The 23,103-nt window shown below is 63.1% G+C and carries 19 protein-coding genes; 12 read left to right on the top strand and 7 right to left on the bottom strand.

The window, feature by feature from the left end; translation table 11 throughout:
* Window positions 1-139: 139 nt before the first annotated feature.
* The 4 genes from AC0L2M_RS32235 to AC0L2M_RS32220 all read right to left on the bottom strand — a co-directional run bounded on the left by AC0L2M_RS32235 (window position 140) and on the right by AC0L2M_RS32220 (window position 4,709).
* A complete protein-coding gene (locus AC0L2M_RS32235) occupies window positions 140-1,162 on the bottom strand; it encodes a zinc-dependent alcohol dehydrogenase family protein (RefSeq protein WP_473536964.1) in 1,023 nt (340 codons plus the stop codon).
* A 19-nt stretch (window positions 1,163-1,181) separates the two neighbouring features.
* Window positions 1,182-2,954 carry a TRAP transporter large permease gene (locus AC0L2M_RS32230; RefSeq protein ID WP_287226730.1) on the bottom strand — a complete coding sequence of 591 codons (1,773 nt, stop codon included), beginning with the start codon at window positions 2,952-2,954 and terminating at the stop codon, window positions 1,182-1,184.
* Window positions 2,951-3,535: a TRAP transporter small permease subunit gene (locus AC0L2M_RS32225; protein WP_023796806.1), complete on the bottom strand. Its 585-nt coding sequence runs from the start codon at window positions 3,533-3,535 to the stop codon at window positions 2,951-2,953. The genes AC0L2M_RS32230 and AC0L2M_RS32225 overlap by 4 nt, the downstream gene beginning before the upstream one ends.
* A gap of 268 nt (window positions 3,536-3,803) precedes the next feature.
* Entirely contained in the window at window positions 3,804-4,709 is a 906-nt protein-coding gene (locus AC0L2M_RS32220; RefSeq protein WP_473536962.1) for a branched-chain amino acid ABC transporter permease, read from the bottom strand.
* A gap of 100 nt (window positions 4,710-4,809) precedes the next feature.
* Between AC0L2M_RS32220 and AC0L2M_RS32215 the strand changes: the two genes are divergently transcribed.
* The 10 genes from AC0L2M_RS32215 (at window position 4,810) to AC0L2M_RS32170 (ending at window position 16,913) form a co-directional block, all read left to right on the top strand.
* Window positions 4,810-5,418, top strand: coding sequence for a CGNR zinc finger domain-containing protein (locus tag AC0L2M_RS32215; protein WP_091592713.1), 609 nt, complete (start codon window positions 4,810-4,812; stop codon window positions 5,416-5,418).
* Window positions 5,411-5,950, top strand: coding sequence for a hypothetical protein (locus AC0L2M_RS32210; protein WP_473536961.1), 540 nt, complete (start codon window positions 5,411-5,413; stop codon window positions 5,948-5,950). The genes AC0L2M_RS32215 and AC0L2M_RS32210 overlap by 8 nt, the downstream gene beginning before the upstream one ends.
* Window positions 5,951-6,170: 220 nt before the next feature.
* On the top strand, window positions 6,171-9,650 hold the full coding sequence (locus tag AC0L2M_RS32205; RefSeq protein ID WP_473536960.1) for an indolepyruvate ferredoxin oxidoreductase family protein: 3,480 nt from the start codon (window positions 6,171-6,173) through the stop codon (window positions 9,648-9,650).
* 134 nt (window positions 9,651-9,784) lie between these two features.
* Complete coding sequence (locus tag AC0L2M_RS32200; RefSeq protein WP_128168379.1) at window positions 9,785-12,097, top strand: putative bifunctional diguanylate cyclase/phosphodiesterase; 2,313 nt, start codon at window positions 9,785-9,787, stop codon at window positions 12,095-12,097.
* Between the two features lie 146 nt (window positions 12,098-12,243).
* On the top strand, window positions 12,244-13,023 hold the full coding sequence (locus AC0L2M_RS32195) for an N-acyl amino acid synthase FeeM domain-containing protein (RefSeq protein WP_023796800.1): 780 nt from the start codon (window positions 12,244-12,246) through the stop codon (window positions 13,021-13,023).
* A gap of 128 nt (window positions 13,024-13,151) precedes the next feature.
* On the top strand, window positions 13,152-13,301 hold the full coding sequence (locus tag AC0L2M_RS32190) for a DUF3096 domain-containing protein (RefSeq protein WP_023796799.1): 150 nt from the start codon (window positions 13,152-13,154) through the stop codon (window positions 13,299-13,301).
* Between the two features lie 199 nt (window positions 13,302-13,500).
* Window positions 13,501-13,725, top strand: a complete 225-nt coding sequence (locus AC0L2M_RS32185; RefSeq protein WP_023796798.1) for an aa3-type cytochrome c oxidase subunit IV — start codon at window positions 13,501-13,503, stop codon at window positions 13,723-13,725.
* 87 nt (window positions 13,726-13,812) lie between these two features.
* On the top strand, window positions 13,813-15,084 hold the full coding sequence (locus AC0L2M_RS32180) for a Re/Si-specific NAD(P)(+) transhydrogenase subunit alpha (RefSeq protein WP_473476389.1): 1,272 nt from the start codon (window positions 13,813-13,815) through the stop codon (window positions 15,082-15,084).
* Complete coding sequence (locus AC0L2M_RS32175; protein WP_029347614.1) at window positions 15,084-15,509, top strand: NAD(P) transhydrogenase subunit alpha part 2; 426 nt, start codon at window positions 15,084-15,086, stop codon at window positions 15,507-15,509. The genes AC0L2M_RS32180 and AC0L2M_RS32175 overlap by 1 nt, the downstream gene beginning before the upstream one ends.
* Window positions 15,510-15,515: 6 nt before the next feature.
* Window positions 15,516-16,913, top strand: a complete 1,398-nt coding sequence (locus AC0L2M_RS32170; RefSeq protein ID WP_023796795.1) for an NAD(P)(+) transhydrogenase (Re/Si-specific) subunit beta — start codon at window positions 15,516-15,518, stop codon at window positions 16,911-16,913.
* Window positions 16,914-16,959: 46 nt separating this feature from the next.
* Here the strand turns inward: AC0L2M_RS32170 and AC0L2M_RS32165 are convergent, their stop codons facing one another.
* The gene (locus tag AC0L2M_RS32165) at window positions 16,960-17,379 is read right to left on the bottom strand and encodes a DUF1284 domain-containing protein (protein WP_473523236.1); all 420 of its coding nucleotides are present in this window, start codon (window positions 17,377-17,379) and stop codon (window positions 16,960-16,962) included.
* Window positions 17,376-17,954: a biotin transporter BioY gene (locus AC0L2M_RS32160; RefSeq protein WP_473536959.1), complete on the bottom strand. Its 579-nt coding sequence runs from the start codon at window positions 17,952-17,954 to the stop codon at window positions 17,376-17,378. The genes AC0L2M_RS32165 and AC0L2M_RS32160 overlap by 4 nt, the downstream gene beginning before the upstream one ends.
* A gap of 349 nt (window positions 17,955-18,303) precedes the next feature.
* On the opposite strand from AC0L2M_RS32160, the gene AC0L2M_RS32155 reads away from it, so the two are divergent.
* Window positions 18,304-19,791 (top strand): hypothetical protein, encoded by a 1,488-nt coding sequence (locus AC0L2M_RS32155; protein ID WP_473536958.1) that lies wholly within the window; start codon window positions 18,304-18,306, stop codon window positions 19,789-19,791.
* A gap of 193 nt (window positions 19,792-19,984) precedes the next feature.
* Window positions 19,985-21,640 (top strand): DUF4166 domain-containing protein, encoded by a 1,656-nt coding sequence (locus AC0L2M_RS32150; RefSeq protein ID WP_473536957.1) that lies wholly within the window; start codon window positions 19,985-19,987, stop codon window positions 21,638-21,640.
* Window positions 21,641-21,952: 312 nt separating this feature from the next.
* Here AC0L2M_RS32150 and AC0L2M_RS32145 read toward each other — a convergent pair whose 3' ends face one another.
* Entirely contained in the window at window positions 21,953-22,870 is a 918-nt protein-coding gene (locus AC0L2M_RS32145) for a hypothetical protein (protein ID WP_473536956.1), read from the bottom strand.
* Window positions 22,871-23,103 lie beyond the last annotated feature (233 nt).

Here is a 23,103-nt window from a genome sequence, read left to right as displayed (position 1 = left end):
CCGCTCGGGGGGGGCGTCCCCATATAAAAAAAAACCCCTACTTTTTCGGCGCCCCCCCCCCCCTCAAAAAACACTACACCCCGCGCCCCCCCGCGGCGCTGCGGGGGGGGGCCCCCCCCGAAGCGATTCTATTTTCTGATCAGCCCGGTACCACCAGCACCTTGACCTCGCCTGGCGCAGGCGGATTGGCGATCACCGCAGCCGCATCCTCAAGCGTCACCTGCCGGGAGATGAGCTTGTCGATCTCGATCGCACCCGAGGCGATGAGATCGGCAGCCCGGCGATGCGTAAACGGATTGAGGAACGACCCCAGCACCCTCAATTCCCGGAACAACAGGTCGAAAGGCTCGAATTCGGCCTTCATGCCTTGAGGCATCACGCCGACGACGACAACCGTGCCACCGGCCCTGGCGAGCCGCATCGATTGCTCGACCGTGTCCCTTACGCCGGCACATTCGAACACCACATCGACACCACCCGGCAGGAGGCCCGACGGACCGACGACCGTGTCGATGATGTCGCAAACGGTTGGATCGACCGTCGCTGTTGCGCCCAATTCTTCTGCAAGGGCACGCCGCGAGGCCTGGCGCGTCGACAGGATGATTGTCGTCGCGCCGGCAAGCCTCGCCAGTTGCACGGTGAGCAGGCCGATCACGCCGCCGCCAAGCACGGCGACCGAGGAGCCGGGTCTGATCTGCGCCAGGTCCACGCCATGCAGGCAGCAGCCAAGCGGCTCGCAGAACGCGCCATGCGTCGGCCTCAGGTCTTTCGGGAGGAGGAAGGCCTGCTTGTGAGGCAGCACGACATATTCGGCGAAGCCGCCGTCGCGGCGGATGCCGACGGCAACCAGATTATGGCACAGATTGATGCGACCGGCGTGGCAGTGCGGACAGTGCCCGCAGGCGATGTTGGGATCGCCGGTGACGCGATCGCCGACCGAAAAGCCGGACACGGCGGTTCCAATCGCCTCGACGATCCCGGAGAATTCATGTCCGAGCGTCACCGGCGGCGTACAGGGAAATTCGCCATGGAAAAGATGCCGGTCGGTGCCGCAGACGCCGCAGGCCTCGATCCGTACCAGGAGATCGTCCGGCCCGGCCACGGGCTTGTCGACCTCCCGAAGGGCGATGCTGCCGACGCCCTCCAGCCGCACCGCTTTCATGTCTGTAGAGCCTCCGGCGTCAATTGAAACTCGGTGGTTGGGACAGATTGGGCGCTGGCGCTGCCGGCTTGGCAGCCGGCGTTTCACCGAAATTCGGCGGCTGCGACAGATCCGGTGCAGGCGCAGTCGGCGCCGTGCCGCCATCCGCAGGCGGAACGCCGAGCGGCGACAGGCTCGGCGTTTCCGGCACCTGGTAGTCGATCGTGCCCGGGTCCGCTGCCGTGCCCTTGTAGTGCATCACCATTTGCGGGAAGGCGATGGTCAAGCCGATCATGATCACCTGGATGCAAACGAAGGGCACCGCCCCCCAATAGATCTGGCCGGTGGTTACCGGCGCGATCTTTTTGCCGGTGAGGCGATCGAGATAGGGCACCCGGGCGGCGACCGAACGCAGGTAGAACAGCGCGAAGCCGAATGGCGGGTGCATGAAGCTGGTCTGCATGTTGACGCCGAGCAGCACGCCGAACCAGATCAGGTCGATTCCGAGCTTGTCGGCGGCCGGCGCCAAAAGCGGCACGATGATGAAGGCGAGCTCGAAGAAATCGAGGAAGAAGGCGAGCAGGAAGACGAGGATGTTGACGCCGATCAGGAAACCGATCTCGCCGCCCGGCAGCGATGTCAGGAGGTGTTCGACCCAGATATGGCCGTTGACACCGTAGAAAGTGAGCGAGAACACTCGCGCGCCGATCAGGATGAACAGCACGAAGGAGGATAGCCGCGTCGTCGACGCCAGCGCCTGCTTGATCACGTCCAGCGACAGCCGTCCCTTCATCGCTGCCATGATCAGCGCGCCGACAGCGCCCATGGCGCCGCCTTCGGTCGGCGTGGCGATGCCGAGGAAGATGGTGCCCAACACCAGGAAGATCAGCGCCAGTGGCGGGATCAGCACGATGATCACCTGCTGAGCCAGCCGCGACATCATGTTGATCTTCAGGCGCTGGTCGGCGATTGCCACGACATAGATGGAGATCACGCCGATGGTGGCGCCGAGGATGTCGGCGTTTTGGCCCTGCGAGGGCGCCAGATAGCGATAGGCCGCGTAGGAAACCACGATTGCCGCCAGCACCGCGACCAGCAGCGACAGGACACCGTGGCCGAGGGTGCGGGCCTCAAGTGGCAGCGCCGGCATCGAGTTCGGCCGAATGATCGACATGATCACGATATACATCGTATAAAGGCCGGTCAGAACCATCCCCGGGATCAGCGCACCCGCATACATGTCGCCGACCGAGCGGCCGAGCTGGTCGGCCAGAACGATCAGCACCAGCGACGGCGGAATGATCTGGGCGAGCGTGCCCGACGCGGCGATGACGCCGGATGCCACACGGCGGTCATAGCCGTAGCGCAGCATGATCGGCAGCGAGATCAGGCCCATGGCGATGACGGAGGCAGCCACCACCCCCGTGGTTGCGGCAAGCAGCGCGCCGACGAAGATCACGGCATAGGCGAGGCCGCCGCGGATCGGCCCGAACAATTGGCCGATCGTATCGAGCAGGTCCTCGGCCATGCCCGATCGTTCGAGCACGATGCCCATGAAGGTGAAGAACGGGATGGCCAGCAGCGTGTCGTTCGACATTACCCGGCTGCCGTAGAAATTGTCCGGCAGCGCGTGCAGCAGCGGCCAGGCGAGATTGATCGATCCGCCCGAATAGGGTGACAGCACAACACCGATGAAGAAGAACAGCAGGCCGTTGGCGGCGAGTGAGAAGGCGACCGGGTAGCCGATCAGCAGGAAGATGACCAGCGAGGCGAACATGATCGGCGCCATGTTCTGGGCGATGAACTCGATCACGAGCGCACCTCTTCGGCAAGCGCCTTGGCTTCGAGTTCGGCCTGCTCATGCACCGATATGAACGGGGTGGGATCGTCCATGTCGCCGCGCATGATGGCGATCTTCTTGATGATCTCCGAGACGCCCTGCAGCGCGAGCAGGAAAAAGCCGGCCAGCAGGATCGCCTTCGCCGGCCAGATGATCAGCCCGCCCGAATTGTTCGACATTTCGCCGCTGCGAAACGACAGCGACACATAGGGAACGAAATAGATCACCATCAGCGTGACGAACGGCATCAGGAAAAAGAGGTGACCGAAGAGGTCGATCCAGTGCTGCACGCGGCGCGAGAACATGCCGTAGACGACGTCGATGCGGATATGGTCGTTCTGCTTGAGCGTGTAGGCGGCGGCCAGCATGAAGGCGGCGCCGAACAAATACCACTGCAGTTCCAGCCAGGCGTTCGACGACATGTCGAACGTCTTTCGGATGACCGCATTGGCGGCACTGACCAGGACTGCCAGCAGGATCAGCCACGACACCCATTTTCCGATGAACTCGTTCACACGGTCTATGGTTCTGGATAGAGTGAGAAGCCCTGCCATACATTCCTCCCTTTACGCATCGGCCCGAAAATCGGTCTCGATTTTCGGAAAGCACGGTGCGTGACTCAAAGAATTAGCGGCGCGTCGATTCCCGCTTGTTTTCCGCCGCTTTGATGTGGCCCAACGGTATGCCGTGCGTGGCCCGGCGGGTCAACACAGGGCAGACCGAGTAAAACAATCTTGTGGGATGGGGAAGGGGCGAAACAGCCGCGGAAGGGATCATGCGCAAAAATCAAAGTGGCAGCCAACGCTAGCCGGGTTGGCGCAGTCAGACGATCTTGCTCTGGTCTCGCCCGGCGCCGATCAGCACCAGCATGGCGACGAGGAACAGATACATCCAGGCGTCGCGCCACTCGACCGGAAAATAGCCGGCCCACAGCGATTCGGCCATGCCGAAAGCGGCAGCGCCAAGTGCTGCCCGCAACGGCGAGAGATAGCCGCCCACCGCCGTCACGAACAGGATTTTCAGCCCGTAGACCAGGCCGGAGCCGAAGCTGATGTTGCCATAGTAGAGGCCGGCGAGCACACCGGCCAGCGCCGCGCAAAGGCCGCCGGCGAGCACCGCGTGCCGAAACACCGCGCGCACGTCGACGCCGCACATGGCGGCGGCTTTGGGGTCGTCGGACACGGCGCGCCAGCGCCGGCCGAAACTCGAGCGGGCGAACGCCCAGGAGGCGAGCACAATGGTTGCCACGACGATCCCGCAGTCGAGCAATTGGATAAGCGTCAGGGTGGCATTGAAGTTGGCCCCGTTCGCAAAAATGATGGGCTGGGCCAGCATTGGCGGCAGCCACAGATCATGCGTGTCAGCGGCGATGCGGCTTGCCTCCGACAGCAGCAGCAATATGCCCAGCGTCGTCACCACGATCGCATTGGGCGTGCGGTCGGCCAGCGGCTCGAAGATGCTGCGCGACAGGACATGGCTGATCAGCCCCGCATACAGGAACGCCGCGACAATACCGAGCGCGACGGCCGCGAACAGGGTCAGCCACAGGGCCTGATAGCCGAAGGCCGCGGTGAGGATCATCGTCTGTCCGCAAAAGGCGAACAGCGCCCCATAGGCGAGGTTCGTCCGGTGCAGGATGCCGTTGGTCAGCACATAGCCGAAGGCGAGCAGGGCATAGAGCGCGCCGGAATGCAGCCCGTTCAGCACCTGCTGGATGAAATAGAGCATGCCAATGTCCTTGGATCGCGGAGAACCGCGTCCGTGCGGAGCAGATTTGCATCGGCAATCTAACTTGTCAAACGCAGCTTATCGGTTAGAAATAGCGCCCATGACGGTTTCCTGGACCCCGCACCGCTTCACTGGCGGCCTTCTTGCGCTCGACACGGCGAACACCGTCGTGCTGCGCGGCGATCCCCGGAAAACCTTCGACCGGTTCAAAGATCCGGCGGAGATCGCCCGTTTCGCCGACACGGCGAGCGTCTTTCGCGCCGCCGAGCTTGGCGGCAGGCGGCTCGAAGCGCCGTTCCCGGACAAGATCGCGCCGGTCGTGCTGGCGATCCGCGAGACGACCGACCGGCTGTTTCGTCGTGCGGTGTCGAAGGGCGCGGTCACTACAGGCGATCTACCGGGCTTCCTGAAGGCCTGCGCCGACGGTCTCGCGGACGGCCGCACCGAGATCGGTGCGCCGGGACGGCCGTTCGGCGAGCCGGCGACGCCCATCGCCTTCGAGGCGGCACTGGCGGTTTCCGCACTGTCGCTGCTGCAGGCTGACACCGTCGCAAGGCTGAGGATCTGCCCCAATTGCAGCTGGTTGTTTCTCGACCGAAGCCGCAATTCCAGCCGTCGTTGGTGCGACATGGCGGTGTGCGGCAACCGCCAGAAGGCAAGTCGCCACTATCGCCGCCGAACGGCAGCCAGAGGGACCGCCAATGTCTAGGAAAATCTTGCGCCTGATCGTTGTCGGCGCCATGCTCGTGGCCGCGGCAACGCTCGGCGCCTGCCGCGATACCGGGAAGGACGGCGAAGGCAGATTGTTCGAGATTTCCGGCAGGCTGGTCGTCTTCAATTATCGCCTCGCAAGGGCAACCTTTGTCGTCACGCTGAGACCGCTGCAGCCGATGGGAGAAGGACAGGCGGCGGTCGCCAGCTTCCAGAACCCAGCAGGCGGCGAGCCGCTGATCGTCGAACAGAAAGTCTGGCCGAAGCTCGGCAAGGTGTCGCTGGAGAGCCCGGCGCTTTCCTGCATCGTCAAGGACAAGCTCTATGCGATATCGATCAGCATCAAGGATGCCAACGGTGCAATCCTCCAGAAGATCGACACCACGCTGATGTCGACGCAGGACCAATCGGTCCTGCCCGACCGGCCGCTGGTCATCGATCAGCTCTATACGCCCAATCCAGAGCTTGCCGGCCATCCGGACGGCAAGCTGCCGGGCGCGCCCAAGCCCGACTGTTCGAAGGCCGGCTGACGCGACATCGCCGGTATCGGTCGCGGCCGGAATATTCTTGGCGCTAACGGACCAATTGGTGCGCGTTTCTTACAGAATCGGGCGTGGACCGGATCGTTTGTTGCGCTTCGCCTGGCATCTTCGATTTTGTTTGACCTGCCCGGCAAGGGGAGAAACACTGCAGCCTCCAACTCCGACGTTGGCTGCGCTCGAACTGCGGCCTCCGCAGAGGAAATGCCTGATGACGCTGCATGATGTCGCGCTCGACGACAAGTTCGACCTGCGAAAGGAGCGCATCTTCCTTTCCGGCGCGCAGGCGGTCATCCGAATGCTTTTGATGCAGCGCGAGCGCGACCGCCGGGTTGGCCTGAACACCGGTGGCTTCGTCTCCGGCTATCGCGGCTCGCCGCTCGGCGGCCTCGACATGCAGCTTTGGAAGGCCAGGAAGCAGCTCGCCCAGTCGGACATCGTCTTCCAGCCCGGCCTCAACGAGGAACTCGCGGCCACCGCCTGCTGGGGATCGCAGCAGGCCGAATTGCTGGGCGAGGGCACGCATGACGGCGTCTTTTCGGTCTGGTACGGCAAGGGACCGGGCGTCGACCGCTCCGGCGACGTCTTCCGCCATGCCAATCTTGCCGGCTCGTCAAGACATGGCGGCGTGCTCGCCCTGATGGGCGACGACCACATGGCCGAATCCTCGACCAACGCGCACGCGACCGAGTTCCTGTTTGTCGACACCATGGTGCCGATCCTCAATCCGGCCGGGGTCCAGGAGATCATCGACTATGGGCTCTATGGCATTGCCATGTCGCGCTTCGCCGGCACCTGGGCGGCGATCAAATGCGTCAAGGACAACATCGAATCGACGGCTTCGGTCGATGCCGCGCTCGAACGGCTTGATATCGTCGTCCCAGACTTCGAGATGCCGCCCGGCGGCCTCAACATCCGCAACGAGATCGACATGCTCGGCCAGGAGGAGCGACTGCATGAATACAAACGCGCCGCCGCTTCGGCCTTTATCCACGCCAATGGGCTGAATCGGATCGTCTATTCCGGCGGCAGTGGCCCGAAGCTTGGCATCGTCACCGTCGGCAAGAGCTATCTCGACGTTCGCCAGGCGCTGGAAGACATCGGCGTCGACGAAGCCGCCGCCAACCGCATCGGTATCAGGCTGTTCAAGGTTGGCTGCCCGTGGCCGCTCGACCTGCAGCACATCGCCGACTTCGCTCGCGGCCTCGACACCATTGTCGTCGTCGAGGAGAAACGCTCGCTGATCGAGGTGCAACTGCGCGAGAACCTTTACGGCACCGCCATGCAGCCGGTCATCGTCGGCAAGAGGGACGAGCGCGGCGACGGGCTGTTCCCGGCCAAGGGCGCGCTCGATCCCAACGACATCGCCATCGCGCTCGGCGAGAGAATCTTGCGGACGATCGGTCCGTCGGACGAGATCGCCGCGCGGGTGGCGAAACTTCGCCAGTTCCAGGCGATGCTCGCCGAGACAACAGACATTGCCTCGCGCACGCCCTTCTTCTGCTCCGGCTGTCCGCACAATTCCTCGACCAAGGTGCCCGACGGCTCGCTCGCCGCCGCTGGCATCGGCTGCCATTTCATGGCGCTGTGGATGGATCGCGACACCGTAGGTTTCACCGCCATGGGCGGTGAGGGCGCGCAATGGGTCGGCCAGGCGCCGTTCTCGAAGCGCGACCACATCTTCCAGAATCTCGGCGACGGCACCTACAACCACTCCGGCGCGCTGGCGATCCGCTTCGCGCTGTCGACCGACGCCAACATCACCTACAAGATCCTCTACAATGACGCCGTCGCCATGACCGGCGGCCAGCCGCACGAGGGTGGCCTGACCGTGGACATGATCGCCAGGCAGGTGCGGGCCGAGGGCGTCGGGCGGATCGCCATCGTCACCGACGAACCGGCCAAATATACCGGCAAGGTCGAATTCCCCGCCGGCGCCACCATCCATCACCGCGACGACCTCGACCTCGTGCAGCGCGAATTGCGCGCGGTCAGAGGCACATCCGTGCTGATCTACGACCAGACCTGCGCCGCCGAAAAGCGCCGCCGCCGCAAGCGCGGCACCTTCCCCGATCCCGACAAGCGCGTCTTCATCAACGAACTGGTCTGCGAAGGCTGCGGCGATTGTGGGGTGCAGTCGAATTGTGTGTCGATCCAGCCGGTCGAGACCGAATTCGGCCGCAAGCGCAAGATCGATCAGTCGAGCTGCAACAAGGATTTCTCCTGCATCAACGGCTTCTGTCCGTCCTTCGTCACCGTGCATGGCGCCAAGATCAGGAAGGCCGAGGGTATGGCCGGCACCACCGATCCGCTCGACGGCGTGCCCGCGCCCGCGGAATTCCCGCTCGGCGACCAAGGCTGGGCGGCGATCATCGACGGCGTCGGCGGCACCGGCGTCGTCACCATCGGCGCGGTGCTTGGCATGGCGGCTCATCTCGAAGACAAGGGCTGCGGCATGATCGACATGGCCGGCCTTGCCCAGAAGGGCGGCTCGGTGTTCACCCATGTCCGCATCGCGCGCAACCCGGACGATATCCATGCCATCCGCGTTTCGGCCGGCAAGGCAGACCTTGTGCTTGGCTGCGACCTCGTCGTGTCGGGCGCCCAAAAGGTGCTCGCCGCGGTGCGCGAAGGCCACACGATCTTCCTCGCCAACACCGCGGAGATCATGCCCGGCGAGTTTACCCGGTCGGCCGATTTCTCGCTGCCCGTTGAGCGGCTGAAAAAGGCGATCCGCACTGCCGCCGGCGACGACAAGGCGCATTTTTTCGATGCCACCCGCACCGCCACCGCGCTGTTCGGCAGCTCGCTCGGCGCCAACATGTTCATGCTCGGCTTCGCCTTTCAGCATGGCGGTTTGCCGCTGTCTGCCGAGGCAGTCGAAAAGGCGATCGAGCTCAACGGCCAGTCGGTGGCGATGAACGTCTCAGCCTTCCGCTGGGGCCGCCGCGCCTCCCACCAGCCGGATTTCGTGCGCGCCCTCGTCGTCCAGCCGGGCACGGCTGCACAGAACACCGCTGTCGCCGAGACGCTCGATGACGTCATCGCCCGCCGCGTCGCCTTCCTCACCGCCTATCAGAACGCCGCTTATGGCAAGCGCTATGCCGACAGAGTGGCCGTGCTGCGCAAGGCCGAAGCCAGCGTGGCGCCCGATTCGACTGATGTGACCGAAGCCGCCGCGAGGAACCTGTTCAAGCTGATGGCGATCAAGGACGAATACGAGGTCGCAAGGCTCTACACCGATGGCTCCTTTGCCGCTGAACTGGGCAAGCAGTTCCAGAGCTACGATAAACTCGAATTCCATCTCGCGCCGCCGATCATGGCCAGGCGCGGCAAGGACGGCAAGCCGAGGAAGTCGAGCTTCGGTCCCTGGATGATGAAGGGATTCCGCCTGCTGGCAGCGATGAAAGGCTTGCGCGGCACGGTCTTTGATGTGTTCGGCTACAGCTCCGAAAGGCGTATGGAACGGCAGCTTCTTGCGCAGTACGAGGCCGACCTGGAGCTTGTCGCCGGCGCGCTGGCGCCAGGCAAGGTCGAGGCCGCGGCAGCGCTTGCCTCGGTGCCGGCACTCATTCGCGGCTATGGTCACGTCAGGCGGGCCAGCGCCGAAAAGGCCGCCGGCGAGCGCCTGAGGCTGCTCGATCGGCTGGCGAAGACACCGGCTCGGCCGGAACTCCAGGCCGCCGAGTGATCGATCTGTCTTGTTTACCTGAAGGGTAGCTTCCCTGGCGTTAGCCGACCTGATGGTGAGGCCCGGAACCGCCTCTCTAAATCTTTCTTAAGGCTGATGTGACACAGCTTGCCTCCCCAGGGTGGGACTCAGGCGTGAATCTGAAAAGAAAAAACGAGATCCCGGTCGACGTCTACATTCCGTTCGTGGAAACTCTGTTCCGCGACAGCCTGACGCTTTCGATTGGATTCTTTGCCCAAACCCTGCTGGTCGCCCTGGTCTACTGGAAGACCAGGGATCCGATCTACATTGCGGTGGTCGCCGGATTTCTGATCGTCGCATTTCTACGCCTGCGTAACATCAGAAAATACCGCCACGCCCCGTCACCCAGGAATTGGGAGGAGGCGCGCCGCCGCGAAAATGATTACATTTTCTACGGCTCCATGCATGGTTTCATGCTGGGCGCCTTCTGTTTCGCCGGCATCTACTTGGCGCATGACAACTATGCCGAAATCGCCGCTGTCTGCGTTACGCTGGCGTCCGCCACGGCGATCGCCGGCCGCAATTACGGCTCCCCGAGGATGGTCATGATCTTCATCATGACCATGACGTGGTCGATCTCGCTGGGCTTTATCCTGCGTGGCGATGTCTACCATGTGATCCTCGGTCTGATGTCGGCTCCCTTCCTATTCGCGATCAAACGCTTCGCCGATGTGGTCAGGGAGGTGCTTTTCGCCGCTTTGTCCGAAGAGAAGAAGGCGAACCGCCTCGCCCAGCGCTTCAATCGGGCGCTGAACACCATGTCGCACGGGCTTGTCATGCTCGGCCCTGACGGCCGGGTGGTGGTGGCCAACGCCGAAGCCGCGCATCTGATGTCGCTCAAGTCGCCCGACGCGCTGCTCGGGCGATCGATCCACGGCCTGCTGATGCGCGGCGTTGCCGGCGGCATGCTGGCGCCGAAGGACTGCCGCTACATCGAAGCCCAGCTTACGCGCGCCCTGCGCGAGGGCCGCGACCGCAAGGTTCTCGTCTCGCTCGCGAACGGGCAGCACTATGAGTTCTCGGCGCGTGAGGGCAGCCAGGAACTGGGCGTCATCACCTTCGAGGATGTGACGGCCCGCGTCGAGGCAGAAGGCAAGATCCGCTTCATGGCGCGCTACGACAGCCTCACCGGCCTGCCCAACCGCGCCTATTTCCACGAGCTGATCGGAGAGGCCATGGCATCCGGTGACCTCGAGCGTCTCTGCGGGCTCGCCGTGCTCGACCTCGACGACTTCAAGAGCGTCAACGACACGCTTGGCCACCCGGTCGGCGACGGATTGATCTACGCCGTCGCGGAGCGGCTGGCAGCGATCGCCGGACCAGGCGTCACCATCAGCCGTTTCGGCGGCGACGAGTTCATGGCCTTCTTCGACCGCGTTGAGGACGAGAGCCACCTGACCAGCCAAATCGACGGGATTTTCATTGAACTGCAGGGCGAGGTCGACGTCGCCGGCCACGGACTGCGTATCCAGGCCAGCGGTGGCGCGGTGCTGTCGCGGGTCAGGGATACCGATGTCGACGCCATGATCGTCAAGGCGGACCTGGCGCTCTACAAAGCCAAGGAACTCGGCAAGAACACCTGGCGGCTGTTCGAGGCATCGATGGATGCCGCTTTCCGCAACCGTCAGCTGATGAAGGCGGATCTGCGCACTGCGGTGGAAAGCAAGGGGTTGCGGGTGGTTTACCAGCCGATCGTGGCGATGAGCACGATGCGCATAGCCAGCTGCGAGGCGCTGTGCCGTTGGGACCACCCCGATCTCGGACCGATCTCGCCCAGCATCTTCATTCCGCTGGCGGAGGAAATGGGCATCATCTCCGAGATCAGCACCTTCGTCCTGCATGCGGCGTGCGTCGAATGCGCCAAATGGCCAGCACGGACCAGTGTCTCGGTCAATCTCTCGGCCAAGGACTTTCGCAACCGCGACGTTGTGCAAAAGGTTCGCGATGCGCTCGCCAGCTCCGGCCTCGCCGCCGGCCGCCTGGAGATCGAGGTCACCGAGACGGCGCTGCTCGACGACAAGTCGCTGACGCGTCAGTATATCGAGGAATTGAAGCGGCTTGGCGTGCGCATCGCGCTCGACGATTTCGGCACCGGCTATTCGAGCCTGAGTTATCTCCACAAACTGCCGCTCGACAAGATCAAGATCGACCGTTCATTCCTGATGGACGTCACCCAGAACAGCCGTTCGCTCGAACTGCTCAAGGGCATCGTCAATCTGTCACGGCCGCTGGGGCTTTCGGTGACAGTCGAGGGCGTCGAGACTTTCGAGCAGCTCAAGATCCTGGCCTTGCAGGTCAAGCCGGACCTGGTCCAGGGATTCCTGTTCGGCTCGGCGCTCAGCGCATCCGGTATCGAAACGATGGCGAGCACGGTCTGGCCCTTCGCCAAGGACATCAAGACGGCCAGCAAGGCGACGCATCGCTGATTTCGCCGGAAGACCTGGTACTTTAGTATAATTCTTCCGATTATTAACCTTAATAGCCGGTAAATGATTTCTATCTTGTTTTCATCTTTACAACATACGGCCCTGCCGTAGTGTTGATCGCGGCGGCAGTTGCGGGGAACGAGTTGATGATTGTCGAGTTGACTTCACCTCGCCAAGCGGCGGGTGCGGACGGGACTAATGCGTCTGACGATATGTCCGGCTTTGCCAGGAACGTCTCGGCGATGCTCGAGCGGACGGAATATCGCCGCTGCGACAAGGGCGAAGATCTCGAAGACATTTACAGGTTGCGCTACAAATCTTACCGTCTGAGCGATATGGTCCCGGAGAATCCCGACCATATTGTGCATGACGAGCTCGACGAAGCGGCCAATTGTTCCAAGTTCGGAATCTATATCGACGGCGTTCTGGTCAGTACGCTGCGTATTCACCATGCCTGCAGCGCCACGCCGCAGTCGCCTTCCACGACGGTTTATGGCGACATATTGCGCCCTATGCTGGCGTCTGGTCTGCATTTTGCCGATCCCAGCCGCTTTGCCGCCGATCCGGACTGGTCGCGGGTCTATCCGCAAATTCCGTATCTGACGCTGCGCCTCGCTGGCATGGCATGCTTCTACTTCGACGCGCCTTATTGTCTCTCCACCATCCGCCCGGAACATGCAGGCTTCTATCGTCGCATTTACTGTTCCGAGCAAATTGGCGAGTTACGCAATTATCCGGGCCTGAATTACAAGGTCGTGCTCTACCGAGCCGACGTCAGCGCCATTCGCGAACGGTCTTTCTCCCGGTTCCCATTCTTTCGGTCGACGCCGATGGAGCAGCGCATGCTGTTTGAGACACCCAGTGCCGGTGAACTCGCGCCGCTGACCATTCTGCCGACCGCCAAATACTACCGCGAAGCCGCCTGACAATTGGCAAATTTAGAGCGCGGCTGGAGCTTTCAGGCCGCTTCGGCGTTCTGGGAGGCGCGCCGGTGGTGCGCGGACGACGTCAATCTGGATCGCTTCGGCGGAAATTCTACCGAAAGGAACCCGACATGACCATTCCCACGCTCGCACTCACTCCGTTGATCTCGCTGATTGCCGGCGTGCTGATCCTGGTGATGCCGCGACTCCTCAACTACATCGTCGCGCTCTACCTGATCGTCGTCGGCCTGCTTGGGCTGTTTCCGCAACTCGCCGGCTGAAAATGTCGGCAGGCGCGGCGCGTTAGCCGGAAAGCAAGCGCGAGGCGGCAGCCGCGAGCGCCTCCGAAACGACATCCTGCATCTGGCGGCTCCAATTTTCTTTTGAGGCTGTTGTCTCCAGCGATGCGGCAATAGCGCCATTGCCCTCGGCCTGGCTTTTCGCTATGTGCCTGAAAGATGTCTTCGAAGGGGTATTCCTATGGCTGATCACTCGCCGACCGGTCCTGTCGAACTAGGCGCGAAGATGGACTATGCCGAGCACGACCGCACCTATGCCGGCTTTATCATGCTCGCCAAATACGGGTCGCTGTTTTGCGCCGCCGTGCTTCTGGCAATGGCTTTCGGTTTCTTTGCGGGCGGCTTCTTCTCGGGCTTTGTCCTGTTCGTTCTGATCCTCGCCGTCGGCGCTTTCATTCTCCGGTAAAATTCTTCAAAACCCCCTTGCCCGCGACATCGCCGGAAGTTCGGTCGGCGTCCTGCGCAGACAGGTTCCAGCCGAAAGGATCATGCGGTGGGACAGACGGTTTTCATCCCTCGTGAGCTCGATGCGAACGAGCCGCGCGTTGCTGCCTCGCCCGACACGGTGAAGCGGCTGGCGGGGCTGGGGTTTGACGTCATCGTCGAAAGCGGCGCCGGCACGGCATCGCGCATTCCCGACGAGGAGTTCGCCAAGGCCGGCGCTGCGATCGGTAAGGCCGGCGATGTCGCCAAGGCTGATGTGGTGCTGAAGGTGCGCCGGCCTGATGAGGCGGAGCTGAAGGCCTATCGCCCGGGCAGTGCCGTCATCGCCATCATCGATCCCTATGGCAACGATGCTGCGGTCGATGCTCTGGCAAGGGCCGGCGTCACGGCCTTCTCGATGGAGTTCATGCCGCGCATCACGCGCGCCCAATCGATGGATGTCCTGTCCAGCCAGGCCAACCTCGCCGGCTATCAGGCGGTGATCGACGCGGCTGCCGAATATGACCGGGCGCTGCCGATGATGATGACGGCGGCGGGCACGGTGCCGGCGGCGAAAGCTTTCGTCATGGGCGTCGGCGTCGCCGGCCTGCAGGCGATCGCTACTGCGCGTCGTCTCGGTGCCGTGGTCACCGCCACCGACGTGCGTCCCGCCGCCAAGGAACAGGTCGCCTCGCTCGGCGCAAAGTTCCTGGCAGTCGAGGATGAGGAGTTCAAGGCGGCCGAGACGGCTGGCGGCTACGCCAAGGAAATGTCTAGGGAATACCAGGCCAAGCAAGCCGCGCTGACTGCCGAGCACATCGCCAAGCAGGACATCGTCATCACCACGGCGCTGATTCCCGGCCGTCCGGCGCCGAAGCTCGTTTCGGCCGCGATGGTCGCCTCGATGAAGCCGGGCTCGGTGATCGTCGACCTGGCGGTCGAGCGCGGCGGCAATGTCGAGGGCGCCGTGCCCGGGCAGGTGGTGACCACGGTCAACGGCGTGAAAATCGTCGGCCATATCAACGTGCCGGGCCGCGTCGCTGCCTCCGCCTCGCTGCTCTATGCCAGGAACCTGTTTGCGTTCCTCGAGACGCTGGTCGACAAGACCACCAAGACGCTTGCCATCAACCGCGACGACGAATTGGCCAAGGCGACGATGCTGACCGATGGCGGCCAGGTCGTGCATCCGGCCTTCGCCGGCAAGCCGGCGGTGATGATCGCCTCGGCCGAGCCTGCGAAGCCCGCCGCTGCAAAAAATCCAGCCCTGCCAAAGAAAGCTGCCGCATCCAGGAAAGCTGCCGCACCCAAATCGCCCGCTAATAAGTCGAAAGGGATCGCGTGATGGACCAGACCTTGCAGAAAGCCCTCGACCAGCTCGACCAGGCTACCGCCGCCGTCCGGCTCGCTGTGCAGGATCTGGCCACAGCTCCAGGCGGCACCGATGCGGCGGGCGACGCCGCGCACGCGCTGTCCGGCGGGGCAATCGATCCGTTCGTCTTCCGCTTCGCCATTTTCGTGCTGGCGATCTTTGTCGGCTATTACGTCGTCTGGTCGGTGACGCCGGCGCTGCACACGCCGCTGATGGCCGTCACCAACGCCATTTCCTCGGTCATCGTCGTCGGCGCGCTGCTTGCCGTCGGCATCTCGGCGTCCGGCATCGCCACCGGCTTCGGTTTCGTCGCGCTGATGCTGGTCTCGGTCAACATCTTCGGCGGCTTTCTCGTCACCCAGCGCATGCTGGCGATGTACAAGAAGAAGGACAAGTAGAGCGCCATGAACGCCAACTTCGCCTCCTTCCTCTATCTGGTCTCCGGCATCCTGTTCATCCTGGCGTTGCGCGGCCTGTCGCACCCGACCACGAGCCGCCAGGGCAACATGTACGGCATGATCGGCATGGGCATCGCCATTGCCACCACGCTGGCGCTGGCGACCCCTTCGGCGGGAGGCTTCGGCCTCATCGTGCTCGGCCTTTTGATCGGCGGCTCGGTCGGCGCGGTCACCGCACGGCGCATCGCCATGACCTCGATGCCGCAGCTGGTCGCCGCCTTCCATTCGCTGGTTGGCCTTGCCGCCGTCATGGTGGCGGCTGCCGCCGTCTATGCGCCGGAAAGTTTTGACATCGGCACGGTCGCCGACATCCACGCCCAGGCGCTGATCGAGATGAGCCTCGGCGTCGCCATCGGCGCCATCACCTTCACCGGCTCGGTCATCGCTTTCCTCAAGCTCGACGGCCGCATGTCGGGCAAGCCGATCATGATCGGCGGCCGCCATTTCATCAACGCCGCCCTCGGCATCGGACTGATCGTGCTGATCGTGCTGCTCGTCACCACCGAGTCCAAGCTGGTGTTCTGGCTGATCGTGGCGGCATCGCTTGTCCTTGGCGTTCTTCTCATCATCCCGATCGGCGGCGCCGACATGCCGGTGGTCGTCTCGATGCTGAATTCCTATTCGGGCTGGGCGGCTGCGGCACTCGGCTTCACGCTCGGCAATCTGGCTCTGATCATCACCGGCGCGCTGGTCGGCTCGTCCGGAGCGATCCTGTCCTACATCATGTGCAAGGGCATGAACCGGTCGTTCATCTCGGTCATCCTCGGCGGCTTCGGCGGCGAGACGTCCGCCACTGCCGACGACGGCATCGAGCGCACGGTCAAGCAGGGTTCGGCCGACGATGCCGCCTATCTGATGATGAACGCGCAGAAGGTCGTCATCGTGCCTGGTTACGGCATGGCGGTCGCCCAGGCGCAGCACGCGCTGCGCGAGATGGCCGACAAGCTCAAGGCCAATGGCGTCGACGTGAAATACGCCATTCATCCGGTCGCCGGCCGCATGCCCGGCCACATGAACGTGCTCCTGGCCGAAGCCAACGTGCCTTACGACGAAGTGTTTGAGCTCGAGGACATCAACTCCGAATTCGCGCAGGCCGACGTCGCCTATGTCATCGGCGCCAACGACGTCACCAACCCGTCCGCCCGCGACGACAAGTCGTCGCCGATCTACGGCATGCCGATCCTCGATGTCGACAAGGCTCGCACCTGTCTGTTCGTCAAGCGCTCGCTCGGCTCCGGCTATGCCGGCATTGACAACACGCTGTTCTACAAGGACGGCACCATGATGCTGCTCGGCGACGCCAAGAAGATGACCGAAGAGATCGTCAAGGCCATGGATCACTGATCCGGGTTGGCGACCCCGACAATCGTCGCACTGCGAGCGTTGCCTTTCACCGGAGTGCCACCGTTCCATAGTCTGAAGCGGCGATTGAACTGCAAAGGTCAAACCACTCGCACCCGCCGCAAGCACCCCGGGTGCGGCCCGAAGAGAACGCATCGCGCATAGTTCGCAGAAGCGAGGGATGGAGCTGAAGTTCCATGTCCTCGGCAATCGAGTACCCCAGAAGCGTACCAACACTGGCCGCCGCCTGACGGTCGCGCTCCGTCACGCTGTCGCGAAGGCAGTGCGGCTCCGCCTCACCGAGCAGGGGCGCGCAAATATCGTCAGGCCCGGAGACGATCAGGATGTGTTCGCCTGCGGAGAGCCGAGCCGCGATCGCGTCGAAATTGGCGACGAACGCAGCGCTGTAACCCTTGCCTGCGTAAGTCAGCAGGCAAAGGAGATGGTGCGGCCGCAGCCAGACGGTCATTTTTGCGCGCGGGTCATGAGCTTGAGCGTCACCGCGGCCAATGCCGACTTGAGCGCCCCGCCGATCAGGAACGGCGTGACGCCGTGGACAATTGCCTGTTCGATGCCAATGGCGATGGAAAGCCATGCTGCGCCCAGCACGAGGCAAAGCGCGTTGCCCAGGAGCATGGAGACGAACGCCAGCCAGGGGCGGTTGCCGTTCCAGCCGCGCTCCGCCAGCCATCCCGTGAGCGCGCCGACCACGGGGAAAGCAAAGAGGTATCCGGCGGTCGGGCCGACAAAGTGATGCGCACCGGCAGCGCCCCCAGATAGAACCGGCAACCCGATCGCGCCTTCGACCAACCATGCAACGATCGTGGCCGCGCCGAGTCTCCAGCCATAGACCGCGCCGATCAGGGTGACCGCAAAGGTCTGCATGGTCACGGGCACCGGAACCATAGGCACTTCGATGTAAGACGCCAATGCCAGAAATAGGGTTCCCAGGCCGACCGCCCCGATCTGCCAGGACAGCGACCAGTCGCGGATGCGCGGCGCGCTTGAAGCCGCGTGGCTGGCGGAGGTGGGGTTATGAGGCATATGTGTTCTCTTTCGTACTGGCTGTGAAGCAGGCGCTATGCCTGACTTGCGGGATTGAACGACGTGCTGCCCGGGAGGACGGAGTAGCGGATCAGGCGGCTGTCGGCAACGGCGGCTTGCCGATGCTTCATGGCGGCGCGACAAACGGCGCCGGATGTCACAGTCCTAAGTTTCGCGACAAAATCGCCAGCGTTGAACTCTTCAACAAATTCCTGTCGCAAAACCCTCCCGCAAAAAGTCGGCGATTTGCGACAGATATCTGCGACGCTTTTTGCACTTGCTTCGGATTCAGCACTACGATGGGCAAGTTCTGTTCCGATGGACGGATTTGTCACCAACGGAGGCACCGGTGTCTGGCCCCCAGCCTGTCGCTTCGCCGACCAAGTCCGGCTCGCCCGCGAAGGCCAACCTGCCGGCCCCCGGAAAGGCGCCGCGCAAGCTCAGCCAGGCCGTGGTCATCGTGCATGGCATGGGCGAACAGCGACCGATGGGCACGCTGAGGGAATTTGTTCAGGCTGTTTGGAGCCATGATTCCGCCCGCGCGCCGTTTTATGCCCATGTCGCGGATCCGGCCAACCCAGGCGGCGACAAGATCAACCAGAGCTGGATCACGCCTGACAGCCGGACGAACTCGCACGAACTTCGCCGGATCACCACCCCTTATGATGTCGATGGCCGCCGCACTGATTTCTACGAGCTTTACTGGGCCGACATCACGCAAGGCACGACGCGGGGCCGGCTTGCGGCCTGGGTGACAAATCTGCTCTGGCGCAAGCCCGCCGACATTCCGCGCGACGCCCGCGGGCTCTATGTCGTTACGCTTCTGGCAGTCATAACAGTCTTGGTCGCGGCGTTCGTGCTCGCGACGTCGGCCTTGCAAGGGTGTATTTCCTGGATCACGGGCATGCTCGCCACGATCCTGGCCTCGTTCGTCGTCTGGGCGGTGGACCGGTTTGGTCTTCCTTATTTCGGTGATGTGGCCGCCTATGTGCGGGCTGAAGCGGCAACGGTCGAGAAGCGCGCGCTTGTCCGCGACCGTGGCCTGACACTGTTGAGGCGCCTCATGGTGGACGACGGCTACGACCGCATCGTACTGGTCTCGCACAGCCTGGGGTCAATCATCGCCTATGATCTGCTGCAGATATTGTGGGCCGATTTCAGGCCACGAAAGCTGGAAGCCCTCCGCGACAAGGCGAGACTGAAAGCGATCCGCGCCGTCGACAAGGCTACGCTCAAGTCAGATGGTTCTGCGTGGCCCGACAAATTGGATGATTTTTCCGGATTCCGGCGCGCCCAATGGGAGCTCTACCGCCACCTCCGCGCCGGCGACGCCCCTTGGAAGATCAGCGATTTCGTCACGCTCGGCAGTCCGCTGACCCACAGCGAATTTCTGGTGACCTACAATCTCGCCGAATTCAGGCGCAGCATAGCTGAGCGGCTGTTCTCGGCATGCCCGCCGATCGCCGAGACGGCGGCCGGTGGAACCGTCCTCTATCAGGAAGGGCGCAGCCGTTCGGGCAAGCCGCAGCGGGCGGTGCATCATGGTGCGGTGTTTGCCGCGACGCGCTGGACCAACATCTTCGACAGGGGTAATGGCTGGCTGACCGGCGACCCGATCTCAGGACCGATGGCCGAAAATTTCGGCCCCGGCGTGGAGAACATTCAGGTCGAACTGCGCAGTTCGCTTGGCCGCATCTTCACGCACAGGCTCTACTGGTCGCTGGAGGCGACCGGCGTCGAGGTCGCGGCAGCCGCCGGCACCCCGCCGCGCTCGCATATCGGCGTGCTGCGTGACGCCGTCGATCTCGGCCGAAAACTGGAACGACCCGAAGCATAAAGCGGATTGGCGCGCCGGAGCATGCCAATACCGCAAATATCCGGTGCGCAGTCTCACAAAAAACCGAAAGAGTTCTCAATAACCTCGATAAGCTGGTGCGATCAATGTCAAGCGGCTTTCGAAAATTGCCCTACCGCAAACCGAAAATTGCGACGGTTCTGTCGCTGAAAAGCGGAAACGTTTGAAAGCACGCATGAGGATCCTGATCCTGGGCGGATACGGCGTTTTCGGCGGGCGCCTGGTGGAGCTTCTATCCGACATACCGGAGATTGAACTCATCATCTGCGGCCGCGACTTCTCTCGCGCCGAGGCGTTCTGCGCGCGTTACAGAGGGCGGGCCCGGGTTCGGCCGCTTGCGCTTGATCGCGCAGAAATTGTGGCCGGCCTGCGCGCGCAACGGCCCAATCTGGTCGTCGACGCGTCCGGGCCGTTCCAACATTATGGGACCAATCGCTATCGTGTGACTTCGGCCTGCATCGACGCTGGCATCGACTATCTCGACTTTGCCGACGCCGCCGACTTTGTGTTCGGCGTGCCTCAGTTCGACGCGCAAGCAAAGGACGCAGGCATATTCATTCTATCGGGCATCAGCAGCTTTCCTGTGCTGACCGCCGCCGTCCTGCGCGAGATGGCGAAGACGATGGACATCGTCTCTGTGAAAGGCGGCATCGCCCCTTCGCCGTATGCCGGAATCGGCCTCAACGTCATGCGTGCGGTGGTGGGCTATGCCGGCGCTTCGGTGAAGCTGCGACGACATGGGGTGCAATCGCATGGCATCGCTCTGGCTGAAAGCATGCGCTTCACCATCGCGGTGCCGGGCCGGCTGCCGCTCCGGAACATCCGTTTCTCGCTGGTGGACGTGCCGGACTTGCAGGTCATCCCGCCCGAGCATCCCTCAATGACCGATATCTGGATGGGAGCCGGGCCAGTCCCGGAAATCTTGCACCGGACACTCAACCTCCTGGCGAAGGCGCGCGCGAGGTTCAGGCTCTCGTCGCTGGAACCTTTCTCGCGTCTCTTCTACGCGGTGCTCAACCGAATGCGTTTTGGCGAGCATCGCGGCGGTATGTTCGTCAGCGCGTACGGCACCACGGATGGGCAGGACGCCGAACGGAGCTGGCATCTTTTGGCCGAAGGGGATGACGGACCATACATCCCATCGATGGCCATCGAAGCGATCATCCGTAAATTGCTGGCGGGCACTCGTCCGGAGGCCGGAGCACGGTCCGGGGTTCGCGCCCTTGAGCTTGCAGACTATGAGGCGCTGTTCCAAAGCCGGAAGATATTCACCGGGTTTCGGGGACACGAGATCGTTGCGCCCCTGTACTGCGGGATTCTCGGATCCGCCTTCTCCTCACTTGCTCCGCGCCTTCAGGATCTGCATGGCAGCACCGCCACCCGCCAATGGACGGGCTTCGCCGAGGTACGACGCGGTCGCCGCCCGGCGGCCGCGTTCGTGGCGGCGCTTGTCGGCTTCCCGAAAGCTGCGCCACGGGTGCCGGTCACGGTGACATTTTCGCCCGAGAACCGCTCTGAACACTGGATCCGTAGTTTCGACGGCAAGTGTTTTTCTTCGATTCAGTCGGCCGGCACTGGGAGGGACCAGCATCTTCTGGTGGAACGGTTTGGGATCGCGTCCTTCGCGTTGGCTGTGGTGGTGGACGGCGATCGTCTGACCCTGGTTCCGAGACGATGGTCGCTGCTGGGTATTCCAATGCCCGGCTTCCTCCTTCCCAAAGGCTCGAGCTTCGAAACGGAACGGGACGGGCAATTCTGCTTCGATGTGGAAATTTCGATGCCGTTGATCGGCCTGATCGTGGCGTATCGGGGGAGGCTCAGCCCAACCTGAATAGGTTGAGCCAAAGACAGGTAACGGAAACGGTGTGCCACCCGCACCTGGGCAAAAAAATCCTGGATTCGGTGTGGAGGACCAGCAGCCTGCCGCCGGCACCCCGCGGCGCTCGCATATCGACGTGCTGCGTGACACCGTCGATCTCGGCCGCAAACTGGAGCCAAGCCAGCCGGCACCGACGACTTCTGCCGGAAGATAGGGCACGCTCGTTTGGGCGAATCAGCGCGCAGTTCATGGCGATGACGTCGTCAAAACAACCGGCCGATGCCGGGGAAAGTCTCGGCGTCGATGGAACCCCTCAAGCACCGATCAACGGTTGGTCAGGAAGACCGCCTCCTCATCGTCGCGCTGCCTGCCTCCAAGTGCTGCCGCGGCGCTTGCGATGAAAGCGCCGACGACCAGGGACAGCGCGCCAAGCAGCGCGAAGGTGGCACCGGCTTTCCTGGCGGTATCGGCAGCCTGCTGGGCCTGGACCTTCGCCTCTTCGACTCTGGCAAGCACGGCATCGACACGGGCCCTGGCATCGGGTTCCGACAGCCCGGTGCGGGCGGCTACCAACTGCGACAGATAGGTCTTGTCGTCGGCTGACACTTCGCCTGCTGCTGCGCTCGCGATCAAAATGCGCGAGGCCTGCGCCGTCGCCGCCGCATCGCTCTCCGGGTTGGCGGCCGCAAGCCTGGCCGCATCGGCCGGGCGGAACAACGCATCGACGAAGTACGACGTTGCGGTGTCGGTCGCGGCGTCTCCGGCGTTTGCAGTAGCACCTGCCGAAGCGCCCATTGCCGCGCCCGACGCGACTGTCGAAGCGGCGTGGACGCCGGTTCCGACAGCTGCGGAGAGCGCCGAGCCGAGCACACCGGCGACGAGCAACGTTGCAAGCGCCCAGGCGAGGAAGCCGTGTGCGGTATCGCGGAAAAAGACCTCATCGGTGTGGACGCCGACCCATTTGGTGCGTAGGCGCCCGGCAAGATAACCGCCTACGGCCGACGACAGCCACTGCACGATGATCAGCCACGCAGCCGTGGAGGCCGCGAAAGTTGTGACTGAGGTGCTCAAGCCGGACCACGGCGAAACCATCGTCAGCCCGAGCCCGGAGCCGAGCAGCATCAGGATCAATGTTAGCGTCGAGGCAGCAAAGGCGCCGGCCACGATTGGCCCCCAGCTGACAGCGGTAGAAGAGGATTCCGTCGGTGCGGAAGCGTCGACAGCTGTTAAGGTTGACTGCATGTCAGCCCCCTAACGTGCGAAAAGCATGATGAGAATAATGATCGGAATCGGGACTCCGAGAAGCCAGAGCAAAATGCCACGTCCCATGAGTGCCTCCTGCGGCGATTGTGATCGATTACAATGCCTTGGATGCTCTTCCGTTCCGACCGGCCCTCATGATCCTTTTGTTGCGACGCAGCAGGGATCGTTGGTGGGCCTGGGCCTACCAATGCCTCAAGTGTCCGAAGCTGAGC

It is taken from the genome of Mesorhizobium sp. WSM4806 (genome assembly GCF_055811635.1).
This window is presented reverse-complemented; position numbering and strand designations above follow the sequence as displayed.